This window comes from Vallitalea sediminicola (assembly GCF_054408565.1).
The window spans coordinates 55,801-72,969 of the sequence record NZ_BTPT01000022.1; the positions used below are offsets into that span (position 1 = coordinate 55,801).

General features: G+C 28.7%; 5 protein-coding genes. All 5 read right to left on the minus strand.

All coding sequences use genetic code 11. The features are described 5' to 3' along the window. Nucleotides 1-14: 14 nt before the first annotated feature. Nucleotides 15-6,911: an RHS repeat-associated core domain-containing protein gene (locus tag ACX6CF_RS09970; protein ID WP_458785179.1), complete on the minus strand. Its 6,897-nt coding sequence runs from the start codon at nt 6,909-6,911 to the stop codon at nt 15-17. Nucleotides 6,912-6,929: 18 nt separating this feature from the next. Next, nucleotides 6,930-8,789, minus strand: coding sequence for a Kelch repeat-containing protein (locus ACX6CF_RS09975; RefSeq protein WP_458785180.1), 1,860 nt, complete (start codon nt 8,787-8,789; stop codon nt 6,930-6,932). Between the two features lie 143 nt (nt 8,790-8,932). Continuing rightward, entirely contained in the window at nt 8,933-11,503 is a 2,571-nt protein-coding gene (locus ACX6CF_RS09980; RefSeq protein ID WP_458785181.1) for a fibronectin type III domain-containing protein, read from the minus strand. A 21-nt stretch (nt 11,504-11,524) separates the two neighbouring features. Then, nucleotides 11,525-14,842 carry an RCC1 domain-containing protein gene (locus ACX6CF_RS09985; protein WP_458785182.1) on the minus strand — a complete coding sequence of 1,106 codons (3,318 nt, stop codon included), beginning with the start codon at nt 14,840-14,842 and terminating at the stop codon, nt 11,525-11,527. A gap of 226 nt (nt 14,843-15,068) precedes the next feature. Next, nucleotides 15,069-16,982, minus strand: a complete 1,914-nt coding sequence (locus tag ACX6CF_RS09990; protein ID WP_458785183.1) for an ABC-F family ATP-binding cassette domain-containing protein — start codon at nt 16,980-16,982, stop codon at nt 15,069-15,071. Nucleotides 16,983-17,169: the final 187 nt, after the last annotated feature.

Below are 17,169 nucleotides of genomic sequence, written 5' to 3' on the forward strand. Positions count from 1 at the left end.
AAACTCTCCTTTTCTTAAGGTTTTGGAATTGGGTATGCAGTAATTAAATTACCTGCTTTATCAGTAATAATCTGCATCCATGATGTTGTGCCACCTCCTAAACTAGGCTTAATTGTTCCTATTTCACTTCCAACATTAACTATACGTGAATATTGTCCTGATGTTTCAAGAATTGATACTGGCGTCTGAATTATATCTTTTCTACCTAGAATACTCTTGAATTTATCAATACTTATTGTAAATTGACCTGCATTCTTACCAGGATTAAAATGTCTATCTATAACATGTTCTAATCCAGCCTTATTTGATGGACTAAATCTTGTAGAGCCATTTGCTATATTAATTCTTGATTGTGTAATTCCAACACTTTTACTAGCATTACTTGTCCCCTGATTTGTAGTATTACTAAGACTAGGCTTCATACCTGGTGGTATAAAACCATTTTTCTCCAGTTGGTCTAAAGCACTATCTTCTGAATAAAATGGAGACATTTCCTTACCATTCATAAGTCCTTCGGCAATGATACCACCATACATCGCAAGTACCAGATTTATCGTTTTTTGTTGCTTTGTTCTATAATGCATGTCTAATTCAGCTAAAGATGCATTAGATTTACTTAGTCGATAAGATAATTCAATTAGTGTTGCATAAGTATGAGAGTATCCTAATTGCTTTAGTTTATCTACTTTTTCATATATTCCTAAGTTATCATCAAAATTCTTTAACGTATCTAGTATCTCTATATAACTATCTAAATCACTTTCATCTTCAAAACCATTTGAATAAAACATATTTGTTAAGAAATATACATCTTGATTTGACATATTTAAAATGGTTTCACAGTATTTATTGGTTTTTTCTCTACAGTGTCCTGTTGGGTCTATATAATTAACAGGATTATTCTGTACGTATGTGTAGAGGTTAAGCCCGTCGCCTCTAAAACTATCTTCTTGAATAAATCTCCCTATTGTAGGATTATAATATCTAGCTCTCAAATAATATTGACCTGTTACATCATCATATTGTTCACCAGCATAATTATATCTGTTAGGTACTAATGCCTCTTTTGAAGTTATCTTACCATATGCGTCATAGTTATATGCATTTAACATTTTACCTTCGCTATTAACAATGCTTGTTATATCTCCATGAACATTATGTAGATAGTAATTAATCTGGTCAGTATCATCTTTCGAAGCTATTTGTTGATATCCTCTTATGATATTTTGTCTAATTTCGCCATAAGAATTATCCTCACTAACTACTTGACCAGCATTATACGTAAATCCTGTATATACACCATTTTCTTCAATTGCTTTCCTTAAGTTACCTACTGTATAATAATTAGTTTGATATTGTCCATCTGGTTTAGTAACGTTAGTTAATCTATTATAACCATCATAATTATAATAAATTGCACCTGATTTTGAGTTGTTTTCCTTAATCATGTTACCATTTTCATCATATAAATATGTAGTTATTATATCATTTTCCATAGATTTTGTTAACTGGTTTAGGTTATTATACTGATAGTTTGTAGTTATTTCTTTTACTATAGGTGAAGATTGTCCATCTAATATAGATTCTTTTAATGTTCTTTTTTGTCTATTACCTGAAACATCATATGTATAATTTTCTTCTATATTATCTGGATAATTAACCTTAGTTAGTTGATATAATTGGTCGTATTCATATTTTGTTGATTCTTGGTTTTCTAGTTTTTCTATAATATTGCCATTCAAATCATAAGTATAATCATAAGTATTTAGAATCTGGTTACTATCCATTTCGTGAGTTATTCTTGTAACTTGATTATCTTTATTATAGTCATAATTAATACTTATTCCATTATTATAGGTAACAGCATCAAGTTGATTATCTGTATAATTGTAGGTTGCCAATGTACTAGTATTATCTTTTACTTCTTTTATCCTAGCTTGACTATCATAAGTATAGTTTATAATATTTCCTTGTATATCTGTTAAAGATTTTATTTGATTATTTGCATTATACTTATAGCTTAATACAGTCTCATTATTCATTATCTTATCTGTTATCAAACCGTTTTTATTATAATTATATCTCTCGATACCATTATTGGATATTGTAGCTTGTAACCTTCCGATTTGATTATATAGATAGTATTGGTCTTGATTTTTCCCTTCAATACTTTTTTGTGTTAAATTGTTATCCCTATTGTATTGATAATGGATATCTTGTCCTAGTCTATCTGTTTCTTTTATGACTCTTGCTTCTAAGTCATATAAGTATTTTATTTCTTTACCTTGGGGATCAATTACTGTTTTTAACCTATTTTGACTATTATATACGTATTTAGTCTTATTACCTTTTGGGTCAATACTAGAGGTTACATTACCAGCATAGTCATAAGTATATCTTGATGAATTGCCTTTTGCATTAATGATTGTTTCTGCTCTTCCCCATAGATCTCTTATATAAGTAGTTACATTGCCCTCTGCATCTGTCATGGTTAAGATATTATCTTGAGCGTCATAGGTATAGGTTGTATTCTGTTTGTCTTTTTGTTTTAGTTCAGGTGTTGTTATAGCTATTAGCCTACCACCGATGTCATAAGAATACTCTGTTTTATATCTTGCATCATCGTTAGCCCCTGATAGATATCCTTTTGGGTCTATTTGTTGTATAAGTTTTCCTTTAGCATCATAAACATTTTTTTGTACAACCCTATTTTCTTCATCTCTAACAGCTATTAATCTTCCAAGATAGTCATAAGTATAAGCGGCTGCTTTTCCATCATTAGTTTCTTCATTATAATTTTCTGGCTTGATTTCTCTAATAACATTGCCTTCTTCATCATACTTATAACTATAAATGTTGCCCTCTTTATCTTTTTGTTTGATTAAATTGTTTTGTACATCATAAGCATATTCAATAGAGCCTTCTGAATCAGTTTCTTTTATTAGATTTCCTGCCTTATCATATTCATAGGATGTTTCTCTGATAACCTTATCAGAACCTTTAGCATATGTAGTATTAATTATTTTATTTTTTATTTGGCTTATTCCTAATTTCTTGTAATTATTACTGTTATTATGATCTAACCATTCACTTATATAGGTTAAATCATCTGCATCAATTTTACCATCATTATTAGTATCATATTTGTACTTATAATTTGGATTGACTCCATTTTGACTTATTTGTTGTGCCGCTAATGTTAAGTCATTAATTTCAACCTTTTGATTTTGATTGAAATCAGGTCCCGTTATATCTAATCGTTGCCCTGTTAATTCTGAAAAAGGTTTTACTTCTCCATTTTGATTTTTATAGGTACTTTCTTCTGTGAATGTCACATAACCTAACCCTATTATTTGACTCTTAGCTCGTAGCTTTATTTTCAGGATATCAGCTTTACCTATATTATATACTTCACTACTGGATATAGATATTTGACCTATGGTATTTGTGTTAATCTCTATACTTTCGTTTTCTTTTTCGATTCCTTCTATATCAAATACCCTTGGGTCATATTTTATATTTAGGTTAATATCTGATATTTTTTCAGTAGTATCAATGTTTACATTATAAGTATATATGTTGTTCTCATATATTTTATCTTTGTGTGAATAGATATTAGCTTTTACATGTGTTTCATTTAACCAATCTTTTTCTACTTCTTCATCTTTTTTTATGATTCTATTGTTTGCATCATATGTAAAAATTGTTTTATATCCTAATGGAGTTTTTATCTGTGTTAAGTTACCATTTTTATCATATGTATAGTCTGTTATTGCTTCTTCTTTTTCATTAGTACTACCAATATCTTCACCATCTATAACTTGGATTTCCTTTGCTATTCTTCCTAGCTTATCATATACATATTTTTTAATACTAAATACATCATCACTTACTTTTGTCTTTTGCTCTACTAATTGTGATTGATTATTGTATTTGTACTGTATATTGGCTCCTGATGAATCTGTCACTTTAATTATTTGGTTATTTTTATTATAACTATAATTAATAATATTATATTCTTCTGCTCTACCATCTTTTAAAACATAATCTTTAGATTTATATTCTTTTATCACTCTACCTAGTAAATCATATTTATATCTGGTTTGCCTATATAATACTTCACCCTTTTCTTTCTTTAGTGGTTCTTGTTTTACTAATAACCAACCTGCATCATTGTATTTGTATAATGTTTCATAACCCTCACTATCAACTGTCTTAAGGATATTGCCTACTTCATCATAAATATTTTTACTTATTGTATTTCCGTCTTTATCTTTAATAGCTGTTATTCTATTTAATGAATCGTAAGTAAAACTTATACCTTCTCCATCATCTGTTGTCTCATTATAGTTATTAGCTGTAATAGATTTTAAAACATTACCTAATGGATCGTATTTAATTCTCGCTTGTGCTCCAGATGGATTTATCGTTTTTATCAATCTTTTGTTAGTGTCGTATATAAGACTTTTTCCTTCGCCTTCATCTGTAACTTCATCATAAGTATTTGGATTAATTACTTTTGCTAAATTACCTGCATTATCGTATTGGTTAGCGTATATATTACCTAATGGATCAATAGTTTTTATGATTTTATCCATGTCATTATACTTATAGATTGTTCCTATTCCATCATCTGTAGAAACATTATACTGATTAGGCTTTATTGATTTAATCAAATTGCCCATCTTATCATATTTCATTCTAGTAATATTACCATTTTGATCAGTTACTTTAGTTATGTTATTTAGATAATCGTATTCATATGTTAATGTACTATTATCTTTGGTTATTGTTTTTACTCTATTTCCATTATCATATGTATAATTTGTAATATTACCTTCTGGGTCAATGACCTTTATAGGTAGAGGACTATGATCATTATATTGATATGATGTTGTATAGCCTAATGGATTAGTACTTGATAATCTTCTTCCTTTATCATCATATGTAAATGTTGTAACTGCTTTGGTGCTTTCATCTAATGGTTTTTCAATTTTAGTTAAATTATTATTTGTATCATAAGTATAATTTTCCTCTACACCATTGGGTCTAGTAATTTTAGTTACATTGTCATTTTCATTATAATCTAATTTAGTTTCATAATTATGAGGTTCTGGAGATATTATTTTAACAATATTATTCCTATCATCATAAATAAAGGTTGTAACATACCCATTCCTATTCCTTGATGTTTTCTTGTTACCTTTTTCATCATAAGTATATTCTTCATAGGTACCGTCTTCATATATTTTTTTTGTAATATAACATCTTTTATTATATTGATACCTTATTTTTTCACCTGTTTTTACATTATGATAATAATTTTCTTTTGTTATAATATTATAATCGTAATTAATCTCTCCACCATTACCATCAGTTTGTCTTATTACTCGTCCAAATTCATCATAATCATTTGTTATATATACTTTTCCATTCTTATCTGTAATTGATTTTATTTTATTACCTTCATATGTATACTTCGTATATGCACCAGCATCATCAATTACTTTTTCTATTAAATTATTATTATAAGTATATGTAATACTTCTTCCTAGAGAATCTGTTATTTTTATAATCTTACCTTGGTCATAAGTTATATTAATATATTTACCAAGAGCTCCTTTTACTTGAATCAATTGGTTTTGTGAGTTATATATTAAGTTAACTTCATTACCTTGTATATTTTTTATCTTAGAAAGCTTTTTATTAATGTTATAGAAATATTTAGTTTTATTTTTTAATGTTAATATGTAGGTTCCATCATCTTCTTTAATTAATTGGTCATAGAAACCTGGTAAAGCTTCATATTCATTTTTTTCTTCATTATATATATATACCCCGGTTCTTCCATTTGGATATATAACCTTTAAATTATTATTTTCTTCCATTTCTTGAATATAGCTTTCATAATTAAATCTCCATGATTGTCCAAGAATTCCCTGTCTCTCATCTTGCGCATTGTAGTATCTTGTTGCATCAATATTCATACCAAGATCTAATAACTCTAAGTCAGTATCAGTAGAAAATAAATTACCTGTTACTACATTAACCGGATCATTTGCATGTTCACCGTTTGCTGCGTTTCCAAGTAGAGCTTTTTTCATTTCATCTAATGCATAAAGCACCTTGTATCTAGCTATAAAAGTATAAATATGTTCCTCACTCTTTATCTTTCCGCTATAATATCCAATATTGATTTTATAGGTTCCATTTACTACTTTGCTATTTTCTTTAACTGCAAAATATTTACCTTGCCAAGTATCTATTATTTTATAACTACCATCTTTATTATCTATACGTCTAGAATCTAATTTCTCAGCGCTTTGTTTTACAAATAATATATCATTACCATTTTCATCTTTTCCCATATAACTTAAATGATTATTAGTATTATCCCATGAGTATGATTTACTTATTAGCTTACCTTTATTATCATATCTACTGGTTACTATATTTTTTTTATATTGATTCATTATATGTTGATTATATAAAGTTTGACTTCCAGTTTCTGTTTCAGTTTTTGCCCTGTTAAGCTTTAATATACCCACATACAGTCCACCATCTGTTTTTCTATAATATGGATACATGCTCTTAAGTCTATCTACTCCAAAATTAATCGAATAATCTGTTACCTCTTTTTCTGATATAACAATATCATCCTTAATTATTTGGGGTTCCCCCATTAATTGTCCAATACCTTCTTTATTATCTTCAATAAATTTTTTATATTCTTTTATATTATTTTTTTGTGTCGTTGTTTCTTCTATTTCTTCTTCGGTCATTTCAAAATATTTAGTATCATCAATATCTTGAGGTGTAGCATAAACATGATTAGTACTAATACTCAATAAATTAATGCAAATTCCTAACATAGCTATAATCTTAATTTTTATTATTATTTCTTTTTTCATAGAGTTTACCTCACATATTTAGTATAATGATGGAATGTCTAAGTCGTATATCTCTGATATGTCTATTATATGTCCAACGGAATCAACCAAATTTATTTTATCTACATTTATTTTTGTATTATCTAAGGTTCGCAGATTAAGTGTAATTCTATAAACATTGACTAAATCATTATTTTGTACTTTATTTCCTGTTAAAGATAAATTAAGATAGATTCGTCCTGTTTTTTCATCTAAATTAATATATTGATAAGGATTTTCTTCTAAATAAATAAGCTGATTGATACCATTAGTTGTTATCTCTATTTCTTCTTTATCATAGGTACATTCTATTTCAGCTGAATAAATATCATTGATATTTTTAGTCATAATATATAAATCAATTGATTCATAATTCTCCTCGTCTTTAACTCTTTCACCAATATAAGCATATGCTGAAGGTTTATCATTATATTTGATGTATGTTTTATAAGAACTCCATTGTGATATGCCCTTTTCAGTGATTGATCTTACTCTGAAATAGTATTTTTTATTTATTTTAATATCTTTTTCAGTATAAGAATTATTAAATCCATTTTGCACTTTTACACCATTGATTTCAACTTCATATAAAGTATCATCTTCAACTTTATCCCATGTAAGAAGAATATCATTTCCTACTTCTTGAGTATTAAAATTATATGGTGCTTCATCTTTTTTGACATATGCTTTTTCTACAATATTAAGAGGAGCTGCTTCATTAGTTCCACCTATTATATAAAGATTTTCATCTATAACAGCAATTCCCGAAGCATATCTTTCGTTTTTTAGAGTAGTTTGATGAATAAATTTATTATTATTAGGATTATAGAGTTCTATGGTATTAAAAGGTATAGTATTATATCCGCCCACTATCATTATTTGATTATTAAGTAAAGTAGTATTAAAAGAATACCTTGGTATAGGCATCTGTCCTTTTCTTTGCCATGTATCAGTATCTATATCATATACTTCTACATCTCCTAAAACGAAACCATTATATCCTCCCATAACATATATTTTGTTATCATATACAATAGCATCCATTAGGCTTCTTTTTGTTGGCATAGATTTTATAGTTGTCCATGAATTCGTCTTAGTGTCATATACTTCTACCACATCTAATACTTTTTGTTGACTACTATAACCACCTATTACATAGATTTTATTATTATATTGTACTGCAGTTGCCCCACTTCTTTTTGTTGGCATAGATTTTACTTGTTCCCATGAATCCTTTTTCAAATCATAAACATCTACAGTATTTAATTCTTTTTCTTGGTTATTGTAGCCTCCAATAATATATATTTTGTTATTGTGAGCTACAACACATGGCTGCATTCTATTGGTTGGTATAGTTGTTTTTATTTCCCACATTTTTTGTACTGGGTCATATTCTTCTATTGTACTTATATAACCATCACCATACCCACCTATTATATATATTTTATTATTAAGTGTTACTGTTCCAAAACCATATCTTGGTTCTATTATTTCTTTACTACTTTTCATGATATTTATTTGTTGTAATTTGGGATTAGCTGTTTTTTGAGTTATTATAGAACTCCAATCACTTCTACCATTTTCATTTAATGCCCTTACTCTATAATTATGAGTTGTTAATGGCATTAGATTTTCATGCTCAAATATGGTGTATTGGCTATTATCTATTACTACTCCATCTACTTCTATTTCATATTGCTTACAAACATCTACCTCATCCCATGATAATACAATCTTATTATCGTTAGAGGTTACTTGAATATTTGTTGGAACTGATGGAAGTGAATCTCCTTTTACAAATACGCATGAATTTAAAACTATTAAAAAAGTCAATAGTATAAGATATCTTTTCTTTCTCATTTTTTTCCTCCTTGCGAATCTAGAGCAATTATTTAATTCTACTTATATAGTTAAGTAAGTACATGTTATCAATTACTAAATCATTAAGATAGAACTCATTAACATATTATCAACATATATGTTAATGAATCCATCTTTTTATCTTAATTAGATTGTACTTCTTTTACATCAATTGCCATTATTGAGTCAAATAAAATATATTTTTTACTACTTTTATATGCACCATATTTATTCTTAGCTATTAATGTGAAATATGGTAACCCTTTTTTAATAGTATTATCTTGATACCAACTCATGAATTTAACTAGTTGACTGTGAGTTATGACATATTCTTTAGTTGAACCATTTTTCATTGTTAATGATAGGAGTATTTTTTGCTCTATATTATCTTTTACTACAACTCTCACTTGTTCAGAAGCTTCACTTTCACCTTGTTCGTTTACAGCTATTATTTTATAAAAATATATTTTGTCAGATTCAGCAGTTACATCTTTATAAGATATACCTTTTACATTTTCAATTACAGTATATGTACCTTCTTCAGTCTCGGAGCGCATAACATTATAACTTACTGCATGATTAGCTGTATCCCATGTAAGATATACATTATTTTCCTTTACTTTGGTGATTATATTTATAGGTTTTTCTGGTAATACCTGTCCAGGTGTACCTTGTACTTCTTCACTGTTATTACTTATCCCTATAGTGTTATTAGCTGTTATCACATAATAATATGTTGTACCAAAAGTCAAGCCTGAATCACTAAATGATGTATCTGTTGTATTTTCCAATATTGTTTCATAAGGTCCGCCCGCTGTTTCGGAACGTTTTATAGTGTAGCTACTTGCATTATATATTGGATTCCAAGATAGATTAATTCCATTTTGTTGTGATTTTGCTGTTAGTCCTGTAGGTGCTTGTGGTAATTTGGCACTTGGTATAACACTAGCTTCTAATGAATTATTACTTTCTCCACCTTTATTAACTGCTGATACAACATAGTAATACTCTGTTCCATTAATAACTCCAGTATCAGTGTATTGTAAATCCACTATATCTTCTTGGATAACTGTGTAAGGACCGCTTTGTGAAGTGGAACGTTTTATTTTATAGCTGTCTGCGTTATCTACTTTATTCCATTTAATATTAACTTTTGTATCTTGAGAGATAGCATTTACACCTTGTGGTGTGTTTGGGGATGTTTGGGTAAATTCGTATTTAATAAGTTCTTCAGTATCTGCTATTTGTTTTTCCGCAAAAAATGATAAATTATCATTTCTCCTATTTTTCAAGTTATTTATATAGTCATATGATAAAGATTTATAAAATGTTACTTTTTTGGGCTGTTTATGATCACTAGTCCATAAATTTATTTTATCTACACCTATATTTTCATCAAGTTTTAATGCATATCTTTTCCACTCCCCTTGCAAAAATTTATAACCTAGTAATACATAATTTTCTAAATTTTTATCTTGAGCTAATTTAAAATCTTCATAATCTCTACCTAGAGAATTAATTATATTGCCATAATAATTTATAGGCAAATCAAATTTTGCACTATCTGCAACACCATAATTAATTACATTATTATTAGAATCTAAGATTTGCAACTCATTAATGCCAAAATCATCATAGTAATTCTTTCCATATGATTCGTATAACTCTAAAATTATGTATCTATCTTTTGTAGTTTTTGCATTTATTGTTCCTAAGTCAATAATGTTTTGGTTATTAGTAACGCATTCTACTTTATAATAATATATTTTTTGGTTTTCTAAATTTTTATCTACATATTCATTTGAGTTTGTAATAGTTGTTAGAATAGAAAATGGTCCATTTTTATTTTCTGACCTTTTAATAATGTAATTTTTAATATTTTCTATATTGTCCCATTTTAAAAATATTTTTTCATTTTGTCCAATTGCTTTCAAACCGGATTTATTAACTATATATTCTATTGTATTCCCTCTAATCTCATAATTTAATTCTAACTTATAATAAACTTTTTCAGAATTTACAGATGGACTCATAGTCTCAAAAATATATGTTTTTATAGGTGAAAATTCACCTGCATGTATTACTATTTTTTTTATTCCATTATGTGGACTAAGCTTAAATCCAGCTCTTGCTACTGGAGCAGTATTTCCTTTCCATTTATCATTAGTATTAAATGGTACTCGATTATGATCTCTTAACCTATATGCCATCCCAGTAGCATAATCGGATGAAGATGGTATACTTATTGTTGAATCACTTATATAGTGTGTAGAATAATAAATTTTATTATCATTAATATCATATATGTCTATCCCACATAAATCACATTGTAATCCATATATATCAAACCATATATAATTTGATTTTGAAGGTGCCGCCGCTACTATATCAGACTCAATACCTAATCCTTCTTCATTTTGTGCAATAACCTTATAATAATAAAATTTTGAATTTTCAAGTCCTGTATCTTGATAGGTATTTTCTAATATATTATCTGCTATAACCGTATATGTTCCCTTTCTTTTTTCTGCTCTTTTTACTATATATCTAGTAGCATCAGAAATTTTATACCAAGTTAGTTTAATACCACCATCTAAAGATTGGTTATCATAAACATTAATTTTTGAAGGTACAGAAGCATGTGTATCTATACTTATATTGCTTATAAGTAATGCTAAAAGAAACAATTGACTAATTATCTTTTTTATATTCATTGTACTTTCCACCTCATCCTTTTACTTTTTCATATAAATTTTATATTCATTGAGTTGATAATATAAAATAGTATTAAATCCTATATAATCTTTACTGTTTTCAAAAACATCACATTTTTCTTGATTAAATAAGGTAAAAAATGGACTACCAATTCCATTAGCTCTATTTAAGTACCAGTTTATGAATTTAACAGCTGTAGATGTATCTATATCATATTCTTTTTGCATACCATTATTAAGTACTACAAGTAAAATATATCTTTTATCTACAGAATCTTTTACAAGAGCTGATACTGGTTCTGTTTCTGGGCTTTCACCTAAACTATTAACAGCAGATATCACGTAATAGTATAATTTATTTTCTTTTATACTGTTATCAACATAGTTTGTTCCTGTTATACCTTCGCTTAATACTGTATATGGACCATCTAAATCTTCTGAACGTTTTATTTTATATACATCTGCGTTAGATACTGGATCCCATGATAATTTTATTTCTTTATCTACTACTTGTATTATTACGTTATTAGGTTTTTGAATTCCAGGTACAGCTTCTATTTCAATAGATGGCTCACTTTCACCTTTTTCGTTTTTAGCAATTATAATGTAGTAGTATGATGTTCCATTATTTAATCCTAACTCAGTATAGGTTGTTTTTGTTAAATTATTAGATACTATTGTATAAGGTCCTCCTGAAGTAGTTGCTTTTTTGACTATATAGATATCTGCATTAGCAATTTTATTCCATGTCAAAGTAATTCTTTTATCTGCTGTAGATACGTTGATACCTGTAGGTGAATTTGGTTTTGTTATATCTGGCAGCGCTGTGACTTCAGTTGAATTTGTACTTTCTCCTTTGGTATTAACTGCAGATACTACATAATAGTATCTTGTTCCATTAGTTAAACCATTATCTGTATAAGTAGTACCAGTGATATTATTAGCTACTAATGTATATGGCCCCCCTGATGTTGTTGCTCTTTTTACTTTGTAAGTAAATGCACCATTTGTATTTGACCATGTTAGATTGACAGATTTATCACTATTTTTAACTGTTAAACCAGTAGGTGATGCTGGTGGCTCATTAAGTGGTATTGCTGATATTTTAGATGAATTTGCACTTTCTCCTGCTTCATTTTTTGCTAAAACCATATAGTAATAAGTTGTTCTGTTAGTTAGTCCTGTGTCTTCATAAGTTGTAGATGTAATATCTGATGCTATAGTTGAATAAGTACCATCTTGGGTTGTACTTCTTTTTATAATATAGCTATCTGCCCCTAATACGTTATCCCAGCTTAAATTTACTGTTTGGTCTTTACCTATTGATTGGATATTGGTTGGTGTAGTTGGTGGTAATAGGTTAGGTGTTGCTGATATTTCTTGTGAATTACCACTTTCTCCTACTTTATTTTTTGCAGTTACTATATAGTAATAAGTTGTTCCATTAGTTAATTCTTTATCTACATATGTTGTTTCTGTTATATTGTCTGCTATAACTGTATATTCACTACCTGATGTAGTACTTCTTTTTACAACATAACTATCTGCATCTGGTACACCATTCCAGCTTAATTCTACAGTTTGATTTCCAGCTGTTGTAGTTACATTGATTGGAACTGTTGGTAATTTTGTTGATTCTTTTGGTGTTGCTGTTACTTCTTCTGAATTGCCACTTTCTCCTGCTTCATTTATTGCTACTACTACATAATAATAGGTCGATCCGTTAGTTACTTCTGTATCTGTATAAATTGTTCCTGTTACATTATCTGCTATAACCGTATATCCACTACCTGATGTAGTGCTTCTTTTTATTATATAATTTTCTGCTCCTTCTACATCATTCCAATTTAGTTCTACAGTTTGATTTCCACTTTTTGCACTTACATTTGTTGGAGCAATTGGCACTGTTTGAGTTGTTTTTGCTGTTGCTGATACTTCTTTTGAATCATTCGCTAAACCATTATTTACTGCACTTACAACATAATAATATGTTGTTTCGCTAGTTACATTATTATCTATATATGTTGTTTCTGTTATATTGTCTGCTATTGTTGTATATTCTCCGTTTGAAGTTGTTGCTCTTTTAATTGTGTAACTGATAGCATTTATAGTTGTATCCCATGAAAGAGATATATTCCCATTTTCTGATGTAGCAGATATGTTTTGTGGTTGTTGAGGATAATTAGTTGGGGTTAAAGATGTTATTTGTGTTGGAGGTGATGTATAGGTTATTGTTCCATCTCCTAACTGTCCATAACCATTACACCCCCATGCCCATACTGTTCCATCATCTTTTATTGCTATATTATGATAACCACCAGCAACTATAGTTTTAGTATTTGTTAATCCTTTTATTTGGATTGGACTATTCCTGTTGGCTTTTCTATCTCCTAACTGTCCATGACCATTATAGCCCCATGCCCATACTGTTCCATCATCTTTTATTGCTATATTATGATTTCCACCAGTAACTATAGTTTTAACATCTGTTAATCCTTTTATTGGTACTAGGATTAACTTATTTGTTGTTGTTCCATCTCCTAACTGTCCATATTCATTATTTCCCCATGCCCATACTGTTCCATCATCTTTTATTACTATACTATACAAATCACCAGCAACAATAATTTTAATATTTGCTAATCCTTTTATTTGTACTGGGATTAGCTTATCTGTTTTTGTTCTATCTCCTAACTGTCCATAACTATTATCGCCCCATGCCCATACTGTTCCATCATCTTTTATTGCCATATTATACGTCCTATTAGCAACAATAGTTTTAATATTTGTTAATCCTTTTATTTGTACTGGAGTTAGCCTATCTGTTTTTGTTCCATCTCCTAATTGTCCCCAAATATTATTGCCCCATGCCCATACTGTTCCATCATTTTTTACTGCTATATTATGAAAACCACCAGTAACTATAATTTTAACATCTGTTAATCCTTTTACTTGTACTGGGATTAGCTTATTTGTTGTTGTTCCATCTCCTAACTGTCCATATTCATTATTTCCCCATGCCCATACTGTTCCATCATTTTTTAGTCCTATAGTATGAAATCCACCAGTAACAATAGTCTTAATATCTGTTAATCCAATTATTTGTACAGGGGATAGTCTATTTGTTGTTGTTCCATCTCCTAATTGACCATCACTATTATAGCCCCATGACCATACTGTTCCATCATTTTTTAGTCCTATAGTATGATTTTCTCCAAGAGCATAATTGACAAATCTTGTTGCTAAATCTTGTCCATATACATTTTTATAATTACTAAATAAGATAATACATAAAGCTATAGATATTATACAGCTTATACTTCTAATTTTTGTTTTCATTATTCAATTCTCCTTTTTTAACTTTGAGCATTTTATATTGATTCTTTACATACATTCAATTAAGTTAACCTCACAATTTCACACCTCCAAAAAAATATCTCCTCTTATATAAGGCACACAACCAATAAAAAGTTACAAAAAAAAGTAACAAATTATTAATTCGTCACTTTCTATAACTTCACTGTAAACTATTGTCGTTTTTTAGTATAATTTAGCTATATATAAATTATCTCTCTTTATAATCCTCTATCTTCTCCGCCAATTCATTCAAATACTCCCACCTATCCATAAACTCCACCAACTTACTCTCCAACTTTTCCTTTTCCTCAGTAAGTTCCTGCAACCTCACAAAATCACTGCCACCCTTACCTATCTCTTCTTCCACCTTACTTATTTTATCCTCAACTTCTTCAATCTTACCATCAATCTCATCATATTCTATCTTCTCTTTGTAACTAAACTTAGGAGCTCTTTCTCTTTGCTTATAATTTGATTTTGTCTTTTCTTTTTCTTCATTATCGCTTCCTTCATTACCATCAACAACATTAAGATTAATCTTAATATAATTTGTATAATTACCTGTAAACTGCTTAACCTCACCATTACCCATAAATACAAACAGTTTATCACAGGTCTTATCCAAGAAGTACCTATCATGAGATACCGTAATAACTGCTCCCCTAAAATTATCAATATAATCCTCTAGTATAGTAAGTGTCTGTACATCAAGGTCATTAGTAGGCTCATCTAGTAGAAGAATATTCGGATTTTGCATCAAAACTCTAAGTAGATATAATCTTCTCTTTTCTCCACCTGATAAACGATTAATAAAAGTATATTGCATTTCTTTTGTAAACAAGAATTTTTCTAACATCTGTGAAGCTGTTATTTTATAATTATCACCAGCAGTAATATATTCTGCCACTTCTTTAATATACTCAATAACCTTAAGGCTTTCATCCATTTCAAGATTTTCTTGTGAGTAATATCCTATAACTACTGTTTCACCTATGTCAATACTTCCACTATCAGGAATTAATCTATCATCAATCATATTAAGTAATGTAGATTTTCCCTGTCCATTGGCTCCTATAATACCTATTCTATCATCTCTAAGAACTGTATAATCAAAATCTTTTACTACAGTATTACTACCAAAACTCTTAGACACATTATGGATATCAATAATCTTCTTACCGAGTCTTCTTGACCCCACTGTAATATCCATGTTTTCTTCTCTTAAGTCAACTTTTTGCTCTTTTAGTTGTTCAAATCTATCTATTCTAGCTTTTTGCTTAGTAGATCTAGCCCTTGCTCCTCTTTTTATCCATTCCAATTCATTTCTAAATATATTTCTTCTCTTCAATTCCTTGCTAACGACTTCTTGCTCTCGTTCAGCTTTCTTTTCTAAGTATATACTATAATTTCCTACATAAGAGTATAATCTACTTTGGTCTAGTTCTAGAATTCTATTGGCTACTCTATCAAGAAAATATCTATCATGTGTAATCATTAATAATGCACCTTTACGATTATTCAAATAATCTTCTAGCCATTCAATCAAGGTATCATCAATATGGTTCGTAGGTTCATCTAGAATAAGTAAATCAGATGGTTGTATTAAAGCAGCTGCCAAAGCAACTCTTTTTCTTTGTCCTCCTGATAAAATTCCCATTTTGGACTCAAAATCTCTTATACCAAGCTTAGTTAAAATACTTTTAGCTTCACTTTCCATTTTCCAAGCATCAAAAGAATCCATATCACTATTAAGTTTTGTTAATCTAGCTTGCAGTTTGGTATTATCGTACTCTTTTTCTAACTTCTGGACTACTAATTCATATTCCCTGATAAGTTTCATCACTTTACTATCACCTTTAAAAATCTGTTCAAGTACAGTAGATTCATTATCAAAATAAGGATTCTGGGATAGATATTGAATTTTCACTTCTCTACCAGTAACAACTTTTCCTTCATCAAGAGATTCAATGCCTACTAGAGTTTTTAATAAAGTTGATTTTCCTGTACCATTAATACCTATTAGACCAATTTTTTCATTATCGTCTATACCAAATGAAATATTTTCAAACAAAGTTTTCTCTGAATAACTTTTAGAAAGATTTTCTGCGGACAATATATTCATGTTTAAACCTACCTATCTATAATTTATTTATGGATTAATTTCTAATATGAATATTTTGATTTTTTTCAATACATTTATATTAGATTATACCATAATCATTTAGATATACTCAACTATGTAAGTTTGGTGTTGATTTATTTATTAGAGAACTAACGGATATGATGTGAGTGTAATATGGTTCATTTTA

Bases quoted from the DNA above. Each gene is read 5' to 3' on its own strand.
- ACX6CF_RS09990 (WP_458785183.1), bottom strand. From the start codon at position 16,982: ATGAATATATTGTCCGCAGAAAATCTTTCTAAAAGTTATTCAGAGAAA.
- ACX6CF_RS09975 (WP_458785180.1), bottom strand. From the start codon at position 8,789: ATGAGAAAGAAAAGATATCTTATACTATTGACTTTTTTAATAGTTTTA.
- ACX6CF_RS09985 (WP_458785182.1), bottom strand. From the start codon at position 14,842: ATGAAAACAAAAATTAGAAGTATAAGCTGTATAATATCTATAGCTTTA.
- ACX6CF_RS09970 (WP_458785179.1), bottom strand. From the start codon at position 6,911: ATGAAAAAAGAAATAATAATAAAAATTAAGATTATAGCTATGTTAGGA.
- ACX6CF_RS09980 (WP_458785181.1), bottom strand. From the start codon at position 11,503: ATGAATATAAAAAAGATAATTAGTCAATTGTTTCTTTTAGCATTACTT.